Genomic DNA, 13,710 nt, shown 5'->3' on the forward strand with positions numbered 1-13,710 from the left:
GCTGCTTCAGCCATTGAGCGCCAAGGGTTGGGAACTGAAGGCAAAAGTGGTGAGTGGAGAAGGAAAGTTGTACAATTTTTCAAAAAAAATGGTATTGAACTAAACCTAAGAGTGCCTTTGTAATCATCAGGTCAGATAAATGGGAACATTGGATAACTACATACTAACTTGAAAAACTACGTTACGACTTGGTAAAAGCTTGAATACAACGCCCCGTCCTCTGCAGTCACTCGGAATTGGTTATTTAGTAACAACAGACTGAATTTCGCCACGAGATTAGAGATAATTTTCTGGGTTTACGAAAGTCGAATGTCTGCAAAGAAGTCAAAGTAGACATTCGTTTTTCCGAGAGAGCCTGAACTGAACAGCCGCAAATCGCTCATAGTGAAGATCGTCACAATGTGCCAATTTCAGACATGTCAATGTGCAAACACTAAAGTCCGCTTTTAGGTGTTAGCAAAACGCCCAGATAAACGACACGACCTTGCAAGCTTTCTGCGACTGTAGTGAGCGATTGCTTCGGATTGTGTTGCCAACAATGCAAAAACTAGAACGGCAAATCATCGTCAAAATTTCTCCCTAACTTATTCGTTAATTCTTCAACAAAAGTTACCGCATTAGTCCTGAGCTCTTCAATAAGCTTATCGTTTATATTTACCAGTCGTCCATCAGTAGTTTTCCCATTACGGTGAACTAAATCGTGACGAATAAGAATATACTTTTGAAGGTTCGAAATATCTGGAAAATCAATAGAGAATGTTCCTGCATACATTTCTCTAATTGTCGGCAGCTTGTGATAGATAGTGTTAACCATTATGGTTTTTGCTCGCTCCTTAATTTTCTCTGATACATCGTAAATTTCACTAATACTTATCTTTTGCTGTTTGAACTCTGGGTTGGTTCTCACAAACTGTTGAAGGTAGTGTTTAGATGAAAGCGTTTTAGAAATAAAAGTGTCAGAAAGAAAAGTTTCAAGCGCACCAATAATTGAGATAAATGTCTGGCGAAGCAAAAGCTGCCTTATCGAATAATCCTCAATTTTTAAGTTTAGGATTCGAGTCGACGCTATCATTTCATTTGAAAAGCTCTCACGATGATCTATATTCTGTGTGATCGCACCGAGTGCGTACTGATCTTCATAGCTTCTTTCAAATATCCATGGAGATAGACTTATTGTTCTAGTTTTGCTAATGCCAGCTATTCTAGATAGTATTTCTGCATTGCAGTTACTGCTAAAAGTTATGACGTAACCGTATAACAAACCCTCATTTGAAATATTTTCCGTTAGTGTATAATCCAGTTGTGAAAGCTCATCCCAAGATATACCAAGAGCGTCAGCCAAGTTTTCTTGACGGTCTTCCTCAGACTCCAGATAGGCTTCTTTAACGCTTCCCATAGATTCGACCTTTTGGCATATTGTTTGAGTTGAATTGAGGCACGTCTTTTGGCGCCGTCAATATTTAACCATTTGTTATATTTTTATCCGTTTAGCTTGCCGAAATAATAACCTATTATAACTAAGGCAATATTAGTAAGCACAACTGGTATTTCTTTACCAAGCAACGGTAGAATACAAATTGTTCCAAGAACTATTATGGCGATTATGGATGTTAGGTTGTCTTTTAAGATCTCGACATTTAATGTGCCAGTCGGCAGCACCCATTTAACAGCACCGACTAACAAAACAAGAACAATGACAGGTAGTAATATTGATAACGCTTCACGAGCAATGGGGATTAAGCTTTCCCATACAGACATTAGGGTTTGCTTAATTTCTGTATGTTGGCCGACTTGAGTTCCATCGAGCATACCAAATACAGCAAATAAATACCCAGCCGACAAAACAAGCAAGACTATTACTGGTATGAACACTATTGTACTAACGATACCCAACAATCTATTTAAAACATCATACACATTAGTTTGAATTTCTTTCTCTTTGCCTGACATGTGATTCCCTATTGAAGATAACGCTGTCATAATTTGCCGACTGAGGCGCAGCGTTAGGCGGTCAAATTGATGGCTTTGGTAGCTGCTATACGAAGTGCAATAACAGCCTACCTATTGAATTTGTTAAATCTCTAGCGTAGATAGCTAGCCATTTGTTCGCGTCTTTGTCAAAGTGTGACTCGCTAAAACTATTGCGAGAGTTTGCAATGCCATTAGTTAATGTTGGCAATGTATTAACAATCTCCTCTGGGAAATTACCCTTTGCCCTTAGTTTCGCTGAAATATCATTTTTCACCAGCTTTGACAGAGGAATTAAACTAGTTACATTCGCTTGATCAGGGATGTTTTCTCTGACATAAGCTTTATATAAACCTTCTAGACACGTATATGCCAATGTAACTGCTCTGTTAAATTGCTGAGCATCAATAGCGTTATCAATATCTTTTAAGGATATATTTAGTTTTTCGGAGCTCCACAGGTTCTGAGGGATAATTGTTGTGGGTACCGCAGATCCACCGCCGAAAACAACTGACCGGATGCCTTCAATCTCATCTTTTACAAAAGGCTCTAGCGCTTCTATGAATAGCCGGAATAGCTGATATTTCTGAGGCTCTTCTAAGCCATTTATGATATCCCAGTAAAAATCCTTGCGGGAAGTACTTTTCCCTTGCTGATTTCTCAGCTGTATAAATTGGTTGTAGTTGGGAATACTATCGTCAACTTGCTGTGCCATTTGGATGAAGGCAGAGCCACCATAATAGCAATCACCACCCGCATTGATGATTTTGAATAGTCGATTATATGCTGTAATCCAATTTACGCTCATAATGCCCTTTGGCAACTAACGGTTATTAGGTAGGCCTCTCAGTAACATTCGAAAGGCAAAGTTAATTCATACCATTGAGTTTACTGAAAATGAATGAATTGAGAAGTCGGTTAAGCACTTAATTCACTTTTAATTTATGATATTACTGAGAAGTTTTAGTAGCACCTTTTCATTAAACCATATAAAAACACACGATATCAGCAGATTAGACTAATTTCGCTCGCTTTAATATCAGCTATTACTGAGACTCCTCAGTAAATCGCCAGATTAACACAGGAGGTTTAAATGAACATGCAACAATTCCTTAAATTGCATAAGGCAGGTTATGAAAGAAGAGTCACTTCAGTAAGACTAAGGAAACCTGAAAACATGTCCGGTTTTGTGGTGAATCCGACTTTCGCATGAGCGCTATGATGCGGGGAGAAATTTCCGCTTTTCGCTCAAAGTGAAGATCGTATCTGAGCCAAAAGCAGACATTTACCCATGAAAACTGTAATGACGGCTTATGGTGAAAATCGACCCTGCGCCATTAGCCGACATTCGTGCCATTTAGCTTTTACTGAGCCACAAAAGATTAAGAGTGCAGAACTTTACTTAGGTATTGACGCTCAGGACGCCCTTGCAGCATCAGAAAATTCGGATATTTTAACTGCAATAGGTGCCTTCCTAGTAAAACACTTGCGATATCAACGTTATTTAACTACGTTTAATATAAATAGCGTTCCTTGCTGAGTTTGTTATGGATATCCGGTTTGTCAATGAGTCGCAGTTCAAACAGCAGCTATTAAGATGGCGCGATGCTGGTCCTTCACTACTATCGTTACCAAGGGTTGGCCGAGTGGGTCAGCAATATCGAATTTCTATCGTGGATATTAATAACGATGGAGAGTATGCACTTGAGCAATCTTTTTCATGTTATCAACAACTACTAGCCTGGTATGGTGCCATGCTGGATGAAATTTCTTAGGCTAGCTGCAATAGTGAGCAGAGCTAAAAACTTTGTTTTCTTTCACAATGGATAATTAACTGAGGATTGCCCCGTGTTGTTCGAAATCCTTATATCACTGGTATTTGCAGCAGTAATTCTTTATCTATTTCATACCTTAAATACATGGCGTGCTGACCGGCAGTTCTACGAGAATTTGAAATCTCAATCATACAAGTTTTTGAGTGAAGAGGCGTTAGCTCAAGCTCTGCGTGAAGCGGACGAGGTTGGATTGGGTAAGAGTTTTCGGGATTACATAGTCGGCATACTTAAGCATACTGGTGAGGAAAAAATAAGAGTTGGTCATCTACTTTGGATTTTTGATCAATTAGAGGCAGGGATTGTGTTTGCTGATTGTGGCGTGATTCCGAAATTTACCGTGCATGATAACGTTTCATTTAAATAAAGTGTGCCATCAGGCTAGCGACTTATGTCAGACGCATTAGACGGACTTCTCTACACAATATTATTTCACACTCACTTTTCGACATATTCAAGCGTTTCCAGTATGATTAATCTCTGAATTTGTTATTTTTTTAACCTTAACATCAAAATTATAGACAGGATTTATTAGCACATGGAATGGAAGGAACAACCTAAAGCATTCAAAATTTATTTGTATTCGATGCTAGCTATTGTTTTCTTGTTAGGTACGAGTATCTGTTACTTGGCTAATACCCGCATAGCACCGCGGTGAGTTTAACCGACGTCACGCCAGTTTAAGCCTGATGCTAAAGCGGGTAGAGCGCGCATCTGATTCGACGCTTAACTGGCCCTGATGAGCATCGACTATGGCTTTGGTAATGGCTAGGCCCAAACCCGAGCCTTCTATCTGGCGTTGGCGCGAGGCGTCAGCACGATAGAAGCGATCGAATAAAAACGGCAAATGCTGTGGCGGGATCGGCTGGCCCGGGTTTTCTACCGTGATGGTGGTGCTGTCGGCTGCTGCGGTGGTGCTGACGGTAATGGTTTCGCCGGGCGGGGTATACCTAAGCGCATTGGATAATAAATTGGTCAGGGCGTGGCGCAGCAAGGTGCGATCTGCCTGCACAATAATATTGGCACCGTGATAGCTAAGGCCAACCTGACTTTCTGCCGCCCAGGCTTCGAAAAAGTTGAAAATTGCGGCCACTTCCTGCTTTAGCTCCAGCGGCTGCTTTTGCAGTGTTAACAGGCCATTGTCACTTTTGGCCAGCCACAGCATATCGCTAATCATTTTATTCAGCCGCTCCAGCTCTTCCAGATTGGAGAACAGCAGATTCTGGTACTCGTCGGCGCTGCGCGCGCGCGATAAGCTGACCTGCGTTTGCGTGATCATATTGGTCAGCGGCGTGCGCAGCTCGTGGGCGATGTCGGCACTAAAGTGCGACAGCTTGGTAAACCCCTGCTCCAGCCGATCTAACATCAGATTAAAAGACTGCACCATGTGGCGCAGTTCGGTCGGGACCTCGCCCGGGGACAAGCGAATATCCAGTTTACTGGTTTGAATATCACGCATTTGTTCGCTAAGGCCTCTGAGTGGATTCAACCCCTGATGCACCGCCAGCCAGGCCGCCAGCAAGGTGAGCAGTGCAGAGCCGAGTAAAATCAGCCCCAGGCTGCGCTGTAACTGCGCCAAGAAATGGGTATGAAAACTGATATCAATAGCGGCAATCACCTGATACTGTTGATCTGTCGTAGCAAGGCGGCTGAACACGCCGCGATAGGCTTTGCCGTCCAGCTGCCAATTGTGGATGGCTTTGGCATTATAGTCGGTGTTCGCTGGGGTATTGGCTGCCAGCAGGCTTAAGTCAATGTCGGCGTTACGGTAGACTAAGCGGTTCTGGCTATCCATCACCTGATAGTAGACACCGTGATGGCCCGATACCGCTTTTGCCAGTGTCTGTGTCGGCTGTTGCTGGCCGTTCTGCCCGGCTGTCAGCGTGTGCTCAACCGCGTGCAGGATCACGGCTAACTCGTCGGCATCCTGTTCGATAAAGTGATGTTCGACGGAGCTAAGCAGCAATTGCTGCACGAAGAACAGGCAGATCGAAATAGTCAGCGCGACGAAAAGGACCACGCGAACGGTGATCGACAGGGGGCGTGTGCCAGCTTTATGCATCAGTTTGCTCATCGTCCAGTTTATAGCCCATACCGCGCACGGTATGGATCAGTTTTGCCGCAAAGCCGTCATCAATTTTGCCGCGCAAGCGGCGAATAGCAACGTCAATCACATTGGTGTCGCTGTCAAAATTCATATCCCACACCTGCGAGGCGATTAACGAGCGCGGCAGAACTTCACCACGGCGGCGCATCAGCAGTTCAAGCAAGCTAAATTCCTGATTACTCAGCGCTATTTTGGCACCGCTACGACTAGCTTTACGCTTAGCAATATCCAGTTGTAAATCGGCAACTTGTAATAATTCTGACTGCGGTGCGGCCTGACCACGGCGTAGCAGGGTTCTGACCCTTGCCAGCACCTCTGAGAAAGCAAAGGGTTTGATCAGGTAGTCGTCGGCGCCAAGCTCCAAGCCTTTCACCCTGTCGTCGACGCTGTCGCGGGCCGACAGAAATAGTACCGGCGTATGGTTATGATTTTCTCTTAGCGCCTGAACAATACGTAAGCCGCTGACGTCCGGCAGCATCACATCCAGCATGATTAAATCGAAATCTTCTGTCATCGCCAGATGATGGCCATCCAGGCCATTTCTGACCAGTGACACCTGAAAACCGGCTTCGCTCAGGCCTTGCTTTAAATAGTCACCGGTTTTTTGTTCATCTTCTACAATCAGCAAACGCACCTTGTTCTCCCCAAACATGGATCTGGCATAGCTCTGGCAGTATTACGCCATAAAGCAGCAAACAGCAACATGACGCTAAGATTACAACTTTGTCATGTTCAGGTCATGCTGCTGACAGTTTCGCACACTACACTGCTTAGCATACAAAATGCATTGGAGGTTCCAAATGACAAAAGCCAAAACCATGATGCCGTTATCTGTTTCACGGCGCCGTTTTGTTCAGGGGCTGGCGGTGGGCGGCGTGCTGGCCACTTTTCCGCATATCGTCAGGGCGGGTAGCGCCTTTAAAGATAATGCCTTTACCGGCTATGCCACTGAGCTCAGCGGTAACGTGATTGATTTAACCATCGGCGAAGCGCTGGTAAATTTTACCGGCGTGGTCCGTAAAGCCACCACCATCAACGGTTCGATACCGGCACCGACCTTACGCTTGCGAGAAGGCGATGAGGTCACCATACGGGTAACCAATACCTTGTCGGTGCCCAGCTCAATTCACTGGCACGGTATTATTTTACCCTACCAGATGGACGGCGTACCCGGCATGAGCTTCAGAGGCATTATGCCCGGCGAAACCTTTGTCTATCGTTTTACGTTAAAGCAAAGCGGCACGTACTGGTATCACTCGCACAGTGGCTTTCAGGAAATGACCGGCATGTATGGCGCGCTGATCATTGAACCCAAAGCGCAGGATGTAATTGCCGCCGATCGCGAATATGTGGTGCAGCTGTCAGACTGGACCGATGAAGATCCACATACGGTGTTTCGCAAATTAAAAGTGCAAAGTGATTTGTACAATTTTAATCAGCCAACAGTGCAGGACATGCTGCGCGATATCACTGACAGAGGGCTGGACGCGGCGCTGGCGAAACGGCAGATGTGGCAGCAAATGCGGATGAACCCCACCGATCTGGCGGATATCTCCGCGGCCACTTTTACGTATTTAATGAATGGCAGTTCGCCGCTGGCAAACTGGCGCGGCCTATTTAAGCGCGGTGAGCGTGTGCGGCTGCGTTTTATCAATGGCTCCAGCAACAGCTTTTTTGATGTGCGTATTCCCGAGCTGAAAATGACTGTGGTGCAGGCTGACGGCCAGAATGTACACCCGGTAACGGTAGATGAGTTCCGCTTTGGCCCGGGCGAAACCTATGATGTTGTCGTCTCGCCGCAAAATGATGCCTACACCATTTTTGCCCAGAGCATGGACCGCAGTGGCTATGCCCGCGGTACCCTGGCCGTGGCCGAGAGCTTAAATGCACCGGTGCCGGCGCTGGATCCGGTGGAATGGCTGACGATGGCTGACATGATGGGTAATATGAACCATGGCGCAAGCGACAGCCACAGCCACGGCCACAGCGCGATGGCGCACGGCAATGGCGCGGAAGATCATAGCCAGCATGGTGCTATGGCTATCGATCACAGTCAGCATGGCCCGGCGGTGCCTTATGCCAAAGCCAGTTCAACTGTGCGTCATGCCAGCACCGAGTATGGCCCGTCGGTGGATATGCGGGTGGATATGCCAAGAACCAACCTGGACGATCCGGGCATTGGTTTGCGCAATACCGGGCGGCGCGCGCTGACCCTGGCCGATTTACATTCGCTGGACGGTATTATTGAGCCGGGCGGCCCGGAGGCGGAAATTGAGCTGCATCTGACCGGCAATATGGAGCGCTACACCTGGTCATTCGATGGCTTAGAGTTTAGTAAAAGCACACCGGTGCATATGAAGCACAATCAGCGTATCCGGGTGATCTTGCAAAACGACACCATGATGACCCACCCGATGCATTTACACGGTATGTGGAGTGATCTGGAAAGTGACAACGGTGCCGTACAGGTACGCCGCCATACCATTCCGGTGCAACCGGCGCAGCGCATCAGCTTTTTAACCACGCCGCATGATGTCGGGCGCTGGGCCTGGCATTGTCATTTATTGTTCCATATGGATGCGGGTATGTTCAGAGAAGTGGTGGTGTCATGAAAACAGCCAACGTAACGCTAACCTTGTCGCTGCTGGCGCTGGCCTGTACTGTGGCGCTCAGCCCTGGCGTGGCAGCGCAGAACGCCACTGAGAAACCGCCGGTACCAACGCACAGTGGCATGGACCACAGCAAAATGGACCACGGCAAAATGGATCATAGCAAGATGAACCACGCTGAGCAGGCGGTTGACCATAGCCAGACGAACCCTAGTGACATGGATCACAGTCAGATGGATCATAGCGGCATGGACCACAGTAAAATGGGCCACGCTGAGCAGGCCGTGGATCACAGCAGTATGGATCACAGCACGATGAACCATGCCGATATGCAGATGCAAGGCGGTAAGGCGCCGGCTAATGCCCGCGATCCACATGCCTACTCCAACGGCTACACCCTGACTGACGGGCCCTATGGCATGGCCGATTCACGCCATTTAAAGCACGGCGTTGAACATCCACAGTGGTCCGTGCTGGGCGATCGGCTGGAATACAATGCCGACAGTGAAGCTGGCGAACTGGAGCTGCAAGCCTGGTATGGTACGACCTATGATCGGTTGGTGCTGAAAACCGAAGCTGAAGTCAGTGACGGCAAGCTGGAAGAGAGCAGCACCGAGCTGTTATGGAGCCACGCGATAGCAGCCTATTGGGATGGTCAGCTTGGGCTGCGCCTGGATCAGGTTGCCGATGGCACAAACCGGCAGTGGTTAGCATTGGGTGTGCAGGGCCTAGCGCCGTACTGGTTTGAAGTTGATGTCACGGCTTATCTGGGCAGTGGTGGTCGCACCGCGTTAAGTGCCGAGGCAGAATACGAGCTGCTGTTAACGCAGCGTCTGATCCTGCAAGCCCGGGCGGAGCTAACCGCCTATGGCAAAGACGATGCAGTCAATCAGCTGGGTAAAGGCCTGTCTTCACTGGGCGCCGGGCTTCGGCTACGCTATGAATTTAGCCGCCAGTTTGCGCCCTATGTCGGGGTCGAGTGGCAGAACAAATATGGTAACACGGCAGATTTTGCCCGCCTGCAGGATGCATCGACAGCAGAAACATCCTGGGTTGCCGGTGTGCGGTTCTGGTTTTAATAGATCAGGGTTTTAATCAATTTGGATGTTAATAAATAAGGTGGTCAACATGAACAAATTAATCTCGCTGCTTACCCTGCTCTGTTTGGCGTTTGCCGGACCCGTACTGGCGCATGTTAAACAAAGCGGCTCGGTACCGGCGGATAACGCCATGCTCATGCAGGCGCCGGATGTACTCAGTATCAGCTTTAGTGGCCCGATCCGGCTGACGAAAGTCACGCTGTTGCACGATAACGGTAACACTGTCGATTTTGGCTTTACGCCCACCGCTGTCGCCACGCAGTTTAGCTGGCCGTTGCCAGTGCTGGAGATCGGTAGTTATCAGGTTAACTGGGTAGGTTTGGGCGAAGACGGTCATAAAATGAAAGGTGATTTCAGTTTTATGCTCCACGCCAGCGCTGACGCCGGGGGGAAAGCTGATAGCGCGCACGCGCATCAGCACTAGATGGCTGGAGATTGGCGATGTTTAGCGATACCTGGGTATTAGCCTTATTCGCCCACAAGCTGCTGAGTTATTTAGCGGTTAGCGGCAGTATTGGTGCGGCGTTTTTGCTGCAGTTGCCGGCGCTGGCTCAGCCACAGTCTGATAGCCTTGCCTTTCGGCTGTGGTTAAAACGCCTTGTACTGGGGTGGTCGGCCGCAGGTATGGTGCTGGCGTTACTGTATCTGCCGCTGCAGGCTGGTGCGCTGGCCGAAACAGGCGTAGCTGGCATGGCCGACAGGCTGATGCTACAGATGGTTTGGCAATCGGCAATGCGCACCCAGCTGCTTTTATGGTTATGCGGTTATGCAGCGCTGTGGCTTTGGGCCTGGCGCGTTAAACACAGCGGCAAAGCGGTAGTGAGCATTGCGGTAGTTAGCCTGGCCGCGTTATTGCTGGCCGCCAGTTTCAGCCAAACCGGCCATGTTGCCAGTTTGGCAGGCCTGTGGCCACTGTTACTGACGCTGCATGTGCTGGCAATTTCGGCCTGGGTAGGCGCGTTGCTGCCGCTATGGCAAAGCTGTTATCGCTTAGCACCAGACAGGCTGGTGGCGCTGATGGGGCAGTTTGGCCAGGTTGCGCTCTACCTGCTGGTACTGCTTATCAGCTGTGGCGTGTTGATTTTACTGCAACTGCTCGACTCGCCCAGTGCACTGTTTGTCACCGACTATGGCCGCTTAATGTTGTTTAAGTTGATGTTGGTAGCGGCCATGTTACTGCTGGCTGCCTGGCACAAATTTAGTCTGGTCAAAGCGCTGGCGCAACATCAGAACAGCCGGTTGCTGGCACGGTCTATTTTTATCGAAATGCTGTTAGCGCTATTGGTACTGGCAACCAGTAGCAGCTTTACCACTGTGGTGGGCTTAGCCCATTAAGCCCGCTTTATTCTAATAATTACAACAGGATACCTAATATGTTTCGCAATAAAATTCAAACGCTGTCTGCCATCAGCCTGGGCCTGGCGTTACTCTCTCCCGTTAGTGCGCTGGCGCACGGCAATGAAAAACCTGCCGCCCCGGCCTTGTTCGTCGGCGAAAGCACCGCTGCCGCTCAGGCGGTAAAAGCGTTTCATCAGGCGTTACGCGCTGGCGATGCCAAAGCGGTGCGCGCCATGCTGGCAGATGACGTGCTGATTGTCGAAGGTAATGGCGTAGAGCGCTCGGCTGACGAGTATGCCAGCCACCATATGCTGGCTGATATGAAATTTATGGCGGCGGTACAGGTAGAAGCGCTGGAGCATCAGACCAAGGTGCTGGGCAAGGTGGCCTATTCGGTTAGCCGTAGCCAACTGACTGGCGACTATAAAGGCAAGCCGGTTGACGTTATCAGTAAAGAAACGCTGGTGCTGGTAGATACAGGCGCCGGTTGGAAGATCGTGCATGTGCACTGGTCGCACTAAGACAACAGCAGGAGATCACTATGAAGCTAACTCTGGCAGCGGTTGTGTTGGTAGCTACTGCGTTACTGGCCGGCTGTAAAGACGCCGGCCCGGCTAAACCGGAAACTACAGCTGTGCCCGACAGTGCAGCAGCACTAACCCTCACGGTATACAAAACGCCAAGCTGCGGTTGCTGTAAAAAGTGGGTATCGCACCTTGAACAGCAGGGAGTGGTTGCACAGACGAAAGACTATGATGATCTAAGCGGCATAAAAGAGCGCTATGGCATCACGCCACAGTATTATTCCTGTCACACCGCCGTATCGGAGCAGGGATATGCCTTTGAAGGCCATATCCCTGCTAAATACATCCGGAAATTTCTTGCTGAGTCGCACCCGGATGCAATTGGCCTGAGTGTACCGGCGATGCCGCTTGGATCACCGGGTATGGAAGTGGAAGGCCGCTTTATGCCGTACGACATTCTGCTGCTGCATAAAGATGGCAGCGCCAGCGTTTACGCTCACATCAGTGATGCTGCCATGCAGTAAGTAGTGTAGTGTCACTGAGGGATCCCCACAAATTGCTCCCCCATATTATCTGTGTGATTCATAGACATCATTTCAATATAATGGGTGTCTATGAATAGAGAAATACAGCAGCGATTACAGTGGATAAAGCTATACGAAGAGACCCGTGATGCGGGCTTGGTCTGCCGTCGTTGTGGCATATCCAGACCTACCTTAAGAAAATGGTGGCAGCGTTATCGGAAAGACGGTGTAGATGGTCTGGGTAGCCAAAGCAGGCGTCCTAAGAGTTCACCTTCAACAAAGGTTGGTGAGACTGAAGAGCAGTTAATTTTATCTTTGCGACGCTCTCGAAACCTTGGAGCAAGGCGTATTCAAAGCGAACTTGGCCGCCTGCATGGGCTCTCTCTTGGAATTGCAACTATCCATAAGATCTTGACGCGAAATGAAGTAAAGCCTGTTGTTACCTACCGTAGGAAACCAGATTACATCAGGTATGTTCGCCCAGTTCCTGGCGATAGAATACAAATGGATACCTGTAAGATAGGGCCTAATCTCTATCAATACACTTCGATTGACGACTGCACCCGCTACAGGGTTTTAAGGCTGTATAGCCGCAGAACGGCTGCTAACACGCTGGATTTCATTGATTGCGTGATTGAGGAAATGCCATTTCCAATTCAGCGTATTCAAACAGATCGTGGCCGAGAATTCTTCGCCTGTAAAGTTCAGGAGAAATTGAAGATCCATGGCATCAAATTCAGACCAAATAAACCTGCTTCACCTCACCTAAATGGCAAAGTAGAGCGCTCACAGAAAACTGATAAAACAGAGTTTTATGCAACGGTAGACTTAGCATCAGACGATTTAGATAGCCTGCTTGCTGAATGGCAGCATTACTACAACTGGGAGAGGCCTCATAGCGCACACCATGGAAAAACACCCATGGAACGATACTTCGAAATGGCTGAACAAACGCCTTATTCTGAAGAGGTTCAGGAGCTTTATGAGCCAGCAAAAGAACCCCTACAAGAACAAAACTACAGGCTTGAATTAGAGCTGAGAAGATTGAAACGATCTCTATGAATCACACACCTAATCACCTAAATTTTTATTTTAACTACAAAATTTCTGGGGATACCTCAGGTAAATACGTCAGCTTTAATGGTGGCTAATACAATACAAGTTAGCGGTTATATTTCCGCGGGGCAACGTTAACTGTTGCCCATGGGAGTTTTTATCAACCTAAGATTATTGAGCAAAAGTTATTTTACACAAGACTGATAAGACTGGGCTTTCTGAACGCCGCTATCAATTAATGTTTTGACATCGCTGTTGTTGATATTGGCTAATAGCTTGTCCATAACTTCTTGTGCGGTAGTAGCGGAGGAGGCTTCAGCCAGGCATGAGTAAGCATTTGCAATTTTGTTTTTGACTGCCGCCATCGCTTCTGGGCTAGTGAAATCAACCGTTAGTGCATCATTAATTGATGCGGAAAGTTGACTTGCCAGCTGAGGTGAATTTTTTAACAACTCTAAGTTGAGGCCATTGATATCCACGGCTTCTAGTTTATTTTGTAGTTCAACTGCCTTTTGATTGGCTGCATCTTGGGCTTTATCAATCATCTGATTTGCACTATCACAACCTGTTAGCACGATTACACAAGCAAGCGTAATTAGAAATTTTTTCATACTGCGTCCTTTTGAAAATTAAATTATAGTGTCATTGGTAT

The 13,710-nt window shown here is 47.8% G+C and carries 15 protein-coding genes; 9 read left to right on the forward strand and 6 right to left on the reverse strand.

Annotated features, from left to right (window positions below):
• Window positions 1–547: 547 nt before the first annotated feature.
• From JAO78_RS08765 to JAO78_RS08775, 3 genes are all read right to left on the reverse strand, one after another.
• Window positions 548–1,396: a hypothetical protein gene (locus JAO78_RS08765; protein WP_226751002.1), complete on the reverse strand. Its 849-nt coding sequence runs from the start codon at window positions 1,394–1,396 to the stop codon at window positions 548–550.
• Window positions 1,397–1,479: 83 nt separating this feature from the next.
• A complete protein-coding gene (locus JAO78_RS08770; protein ID WP_226751003.1) occupies window positions 1,480–1,950 on the reverse strand; it encodes a hypothetical protein in 471 nt (156 codons plus the stop codon).
• A gap of 85 nt (window positions 1,951–2,035) precedes the next feature.
• Window positions 2,036–2,776 (reverse strand): hypothetical protein, encoded by a 741-nt coding sequence (locus JAO78_RS08775; RefSeq protein WP_226751004.1) that lies wholly within the window; start codon window positions 2,774–2,776, stop codon window positions 2,036–2,038.
• 739 nt (window positions 2,777–3,515) lie between these two features.
• On the opposite strand from JAO78_RS08775, the gene JAO78_RS08780 reads away from it, so the two are divergent.
• Window positions 3,516–3,743, forward strand: a complete 228-nt coding sequence (locus JAO78_RS08780; protein ID WP_226751005.1) for a hypothetical protein — start codon at window positions 3,516–3,518, stop codon at window positions 3,741–3,743.
• A 73-nt stretch (window positions 3,744–3,816) separates the two neighbouring features.
• Window positions 3,817–4,167 carry a hypothetical protein gene (locus JAO78_RS08785; protein ID WP_083216269.1) on the forward strand — a complete coding sequence of 117 codons (351 nt, stop codon included), beginning with the start codon at window positions 3,817–3,819 and terminating at the stop codon, window positions 4,165–4,167.
• Window positions 4,168–4,470: 303 nt separating this feature from the next.
• On the opposite strand, the gene JAO78_RS08790 is transcribed toward JAO78_RS08785, so the two are convergent.
• Window positions 4,471–5,862, reverse strand: coding sequence for a Cu(+)/Ag(+) sensor histidine kinase (locus JAO78_RS08790; RefSeq protein WP_065955936.1), 1,392 nt, complete (start codon window positions 5,860–5,862; stop codon window positions 4,471–4,473).
• Window positions 5,855–6,541, reverse strand: a complete 687-nt coding sequence (locus JAO78_RS08795) for a heavy metal response regulator transcription factor (protein ID WP_008985530.1) — start codon at window positions 6,539–6,541, stop codon at window positions 5,855–5,857. Before JAO78_RS08795 ends, JAO78_RS08790 begins: the two co-directional genes overlap by 8 nt.
• Before the next feature lie 166 nt (window positions 6,542–6,707).
• Between JAO78_RS08795 and JAO78_RS08800 the strand changes: the two genes are divergently transcribed.
• The 7 genes from JAO78_RS08800 to JAO78_RS08830 all read left to right on the forward strand — a co-directional run bounded on the left by JAO78_RS08800 (window position 6,708) and on the right by JAO78_RS08830 (window position 13,064).
• The gene (locus JAO78_RS08800; protein WP_304504381.1) at window positions 6,708–8,519 is read left to right on the forward strand and encodes a copper resistance system multicopper oxidase; all 1,812 of its coding nucleotides are present in this window, start codon (window positions 6,708–6,710) and stop codon (window positions 8,517–8,519) included.
• Window positions 8,516–9,595: a copper resistance protein B gene (locus JAO78_RS08805; RefSeq protein WP_226751006.1), complete on the forward strand. Its 1,080-nt coding sequence runs from the start codon at window positions 8,516–8,518 to the stop codon at window positions 9,593–9,595. The genes JAO78_RS08800 and JAO78_RS08805 overlap by 4 nt, the downstream gene beginning before the upstream one ends.
• 49 nt (window positions 9,596–9,644) lie before the next feature.
• On the forward strand, window positions 9,645–10,040 hold the full coding sequence (locus tag JAO78_RS08810; protein WP_008985533.1) for a copper resistance CopC family protein: 396 nt from the start codon (window positions 9,645–9,647) through the stop codon (window positions 10,038–10,040).
• A gap of 17 nt (window positions 10,041–10,057) precedes the next feature.
• The gene (locus tag JAO78_RS08815) at window positions 10,058–10,951 is read left to right on the forward strand and encodes a CopD family protein (protein ID WP_008985534.1); all 894 of its coding nucleotides are present in this window, start codon (window positions 10,058–10,060) and stop codon (window positions 10,949–10,951) included.
• A 38-nt stretch (window positions 10,952–10,989) separates the two neighbouring features.
• Complete coding sequence (locus tag JAO78_RS08820; RefSeq protein WP_008985535.1) at window positions 10,990–11,475, forward strand: YybH family protein; 486 nt, start codon at window positions 10,990–10,992, stop codon at window positions 11,473–11,475.
• Window positions 11,476–11,495: 20 nt separating this feature from the next.
• A complete protein-coding gene (locus tag JAO78_RS08825; protein WP_008985536.1) occupies window positions 11,496–12,002 on the forward strand; it encodes a DUF411 domain-containing protein in 507 nt (168 codons plus the stop codon).
• A 90-nt stretch (window positions 12,003–12,092) separates the two neighbouring features.
• The gene (locus JAO78_RS08830; protein WP_008607351.1) at window positions 12,093–13,064 is read left to right on the forward strand and encodes an IS481 family transposase; all 972 of its coding nucleotides are present in this window, start codon (window positions 12,093–12,095) and stop codon (window positions 13,062–13,064) included.
• A gap of 179 nt (window positions 13,065–13,243) precedes the next feature.
• On the opposite strand, the gene JAO78_RS08835 is transcribed toward JAO78_RS08830, so the two are convergent.
• Window positions 13,244–13,669, reverse strand: a complete 426-nt coding sequence (locus tag JAO78_RS08835; protein WP_008985538.1) for a hypothetical protein — start codon at window positions 13,667–13,669, stop codon at window positions 13,244–13,246.
• Window positions 13,670–13,710: the final 41 nt, after the last annotated feature.

Origin of the sequence: Alishewanella maricola (assembly GCF_016343785.1) — a bacterium.
Classification (GTDB): domain Bacteria; phylum Pseudomonadota; class Gammaproteobacteria; order Enterobacterales; family Alteromonadaceae; genus Alishewanella; species Alishewanella maricola.

Coding starts and splice junctions, on each gene's coding strand:
- JAO78_RS08805 (WP_226751006.1), top strand. CDS start 8,516: ATGAAAACAGCCAACGTAACGCTAACCTTGTCGCTGCTGGCGCTGGCC.
- JAO78_RS08810 (WP_008985533.1), top strand. CDS start 9,645: ATGAACAAATTAATCTCGCTGCTTACCCTGCTCTGTTTGGCGTTTGCC.
- JAO78_RS08800 (WP_304504381.1), top strand. CDS start 6,708: ATGACAAAAGCCAAAACCATGATGCCGTTATCTGTTTCACGGCGCCGT.
- JAO78_RS08770 (WP_226751003.1), bottom strand. CDS start 1,950: ATGTCAGGCAAAGAGAAAGAAATTCAAACTAATGTGTATGATGTTTTA.
- JAO78_RS08775 (WP_226751004.1), bottom strand. CDS start 2,776: ATGAGCGTAAATTGGATTACAGCATATAATCGACTATTCAAAATCATC.
- JAO78_RS08830 (WP_008607351.1), top strand. CDS start 12,093: ATGAATAGAGAAATACAGCAGCGATTACAGTGGATAAAGCTATACGAA.
- JAO78_RS08780 (WP_226751005.1), top strand. CDS start 3,516: ATGGATATCCGGTTTGTCAATGAGTCGCAGTTCAAACAGCAGCTATTA.
- JAO78_RS08820 (WP_008985535.1), top strand. CDS start 10,990: ATGTTTCGCAATAAAATTCAAACGCTGTCTGCCATCAGCCTGGGCCTG.
- JAO78_RS08765 (WP_226751002.1), bottom strand. CDS start 1,396: ATGGGAAGCGTTAAAGAAGCCTATCTGGAGTCTGAGGAAGACCGTCAA.
- JAO78_RS08815 (WP_008985534.1), top strand. CDS start 10,058: ATGTTTAGCGATACCTGGGTATTAGCCTTATTCGCCCACAAGCTGCTG.
- JAO78_RS08835 (WP_008985538.1), bottom strand. CDS start 13,669: ATGAAAAAATTTCTAATTACGCTTGCTTGTGTAATCGTGCTAACAGGT.
- JAO78_RS08825 (WP_008985536.1), top strand. CDS start 11,496: ATGAAGCTAACTCTGGCAGCGGTTGTGTTGGTAGCTACTGCGTTACTG.
- JAO78_RS08790 (WP_065955936.1), bottom strand. CDS start 5,862: ATGCATAAAGCTGGCACACGCCCCCTGTCGATCACCGTTCGCGTGGTC.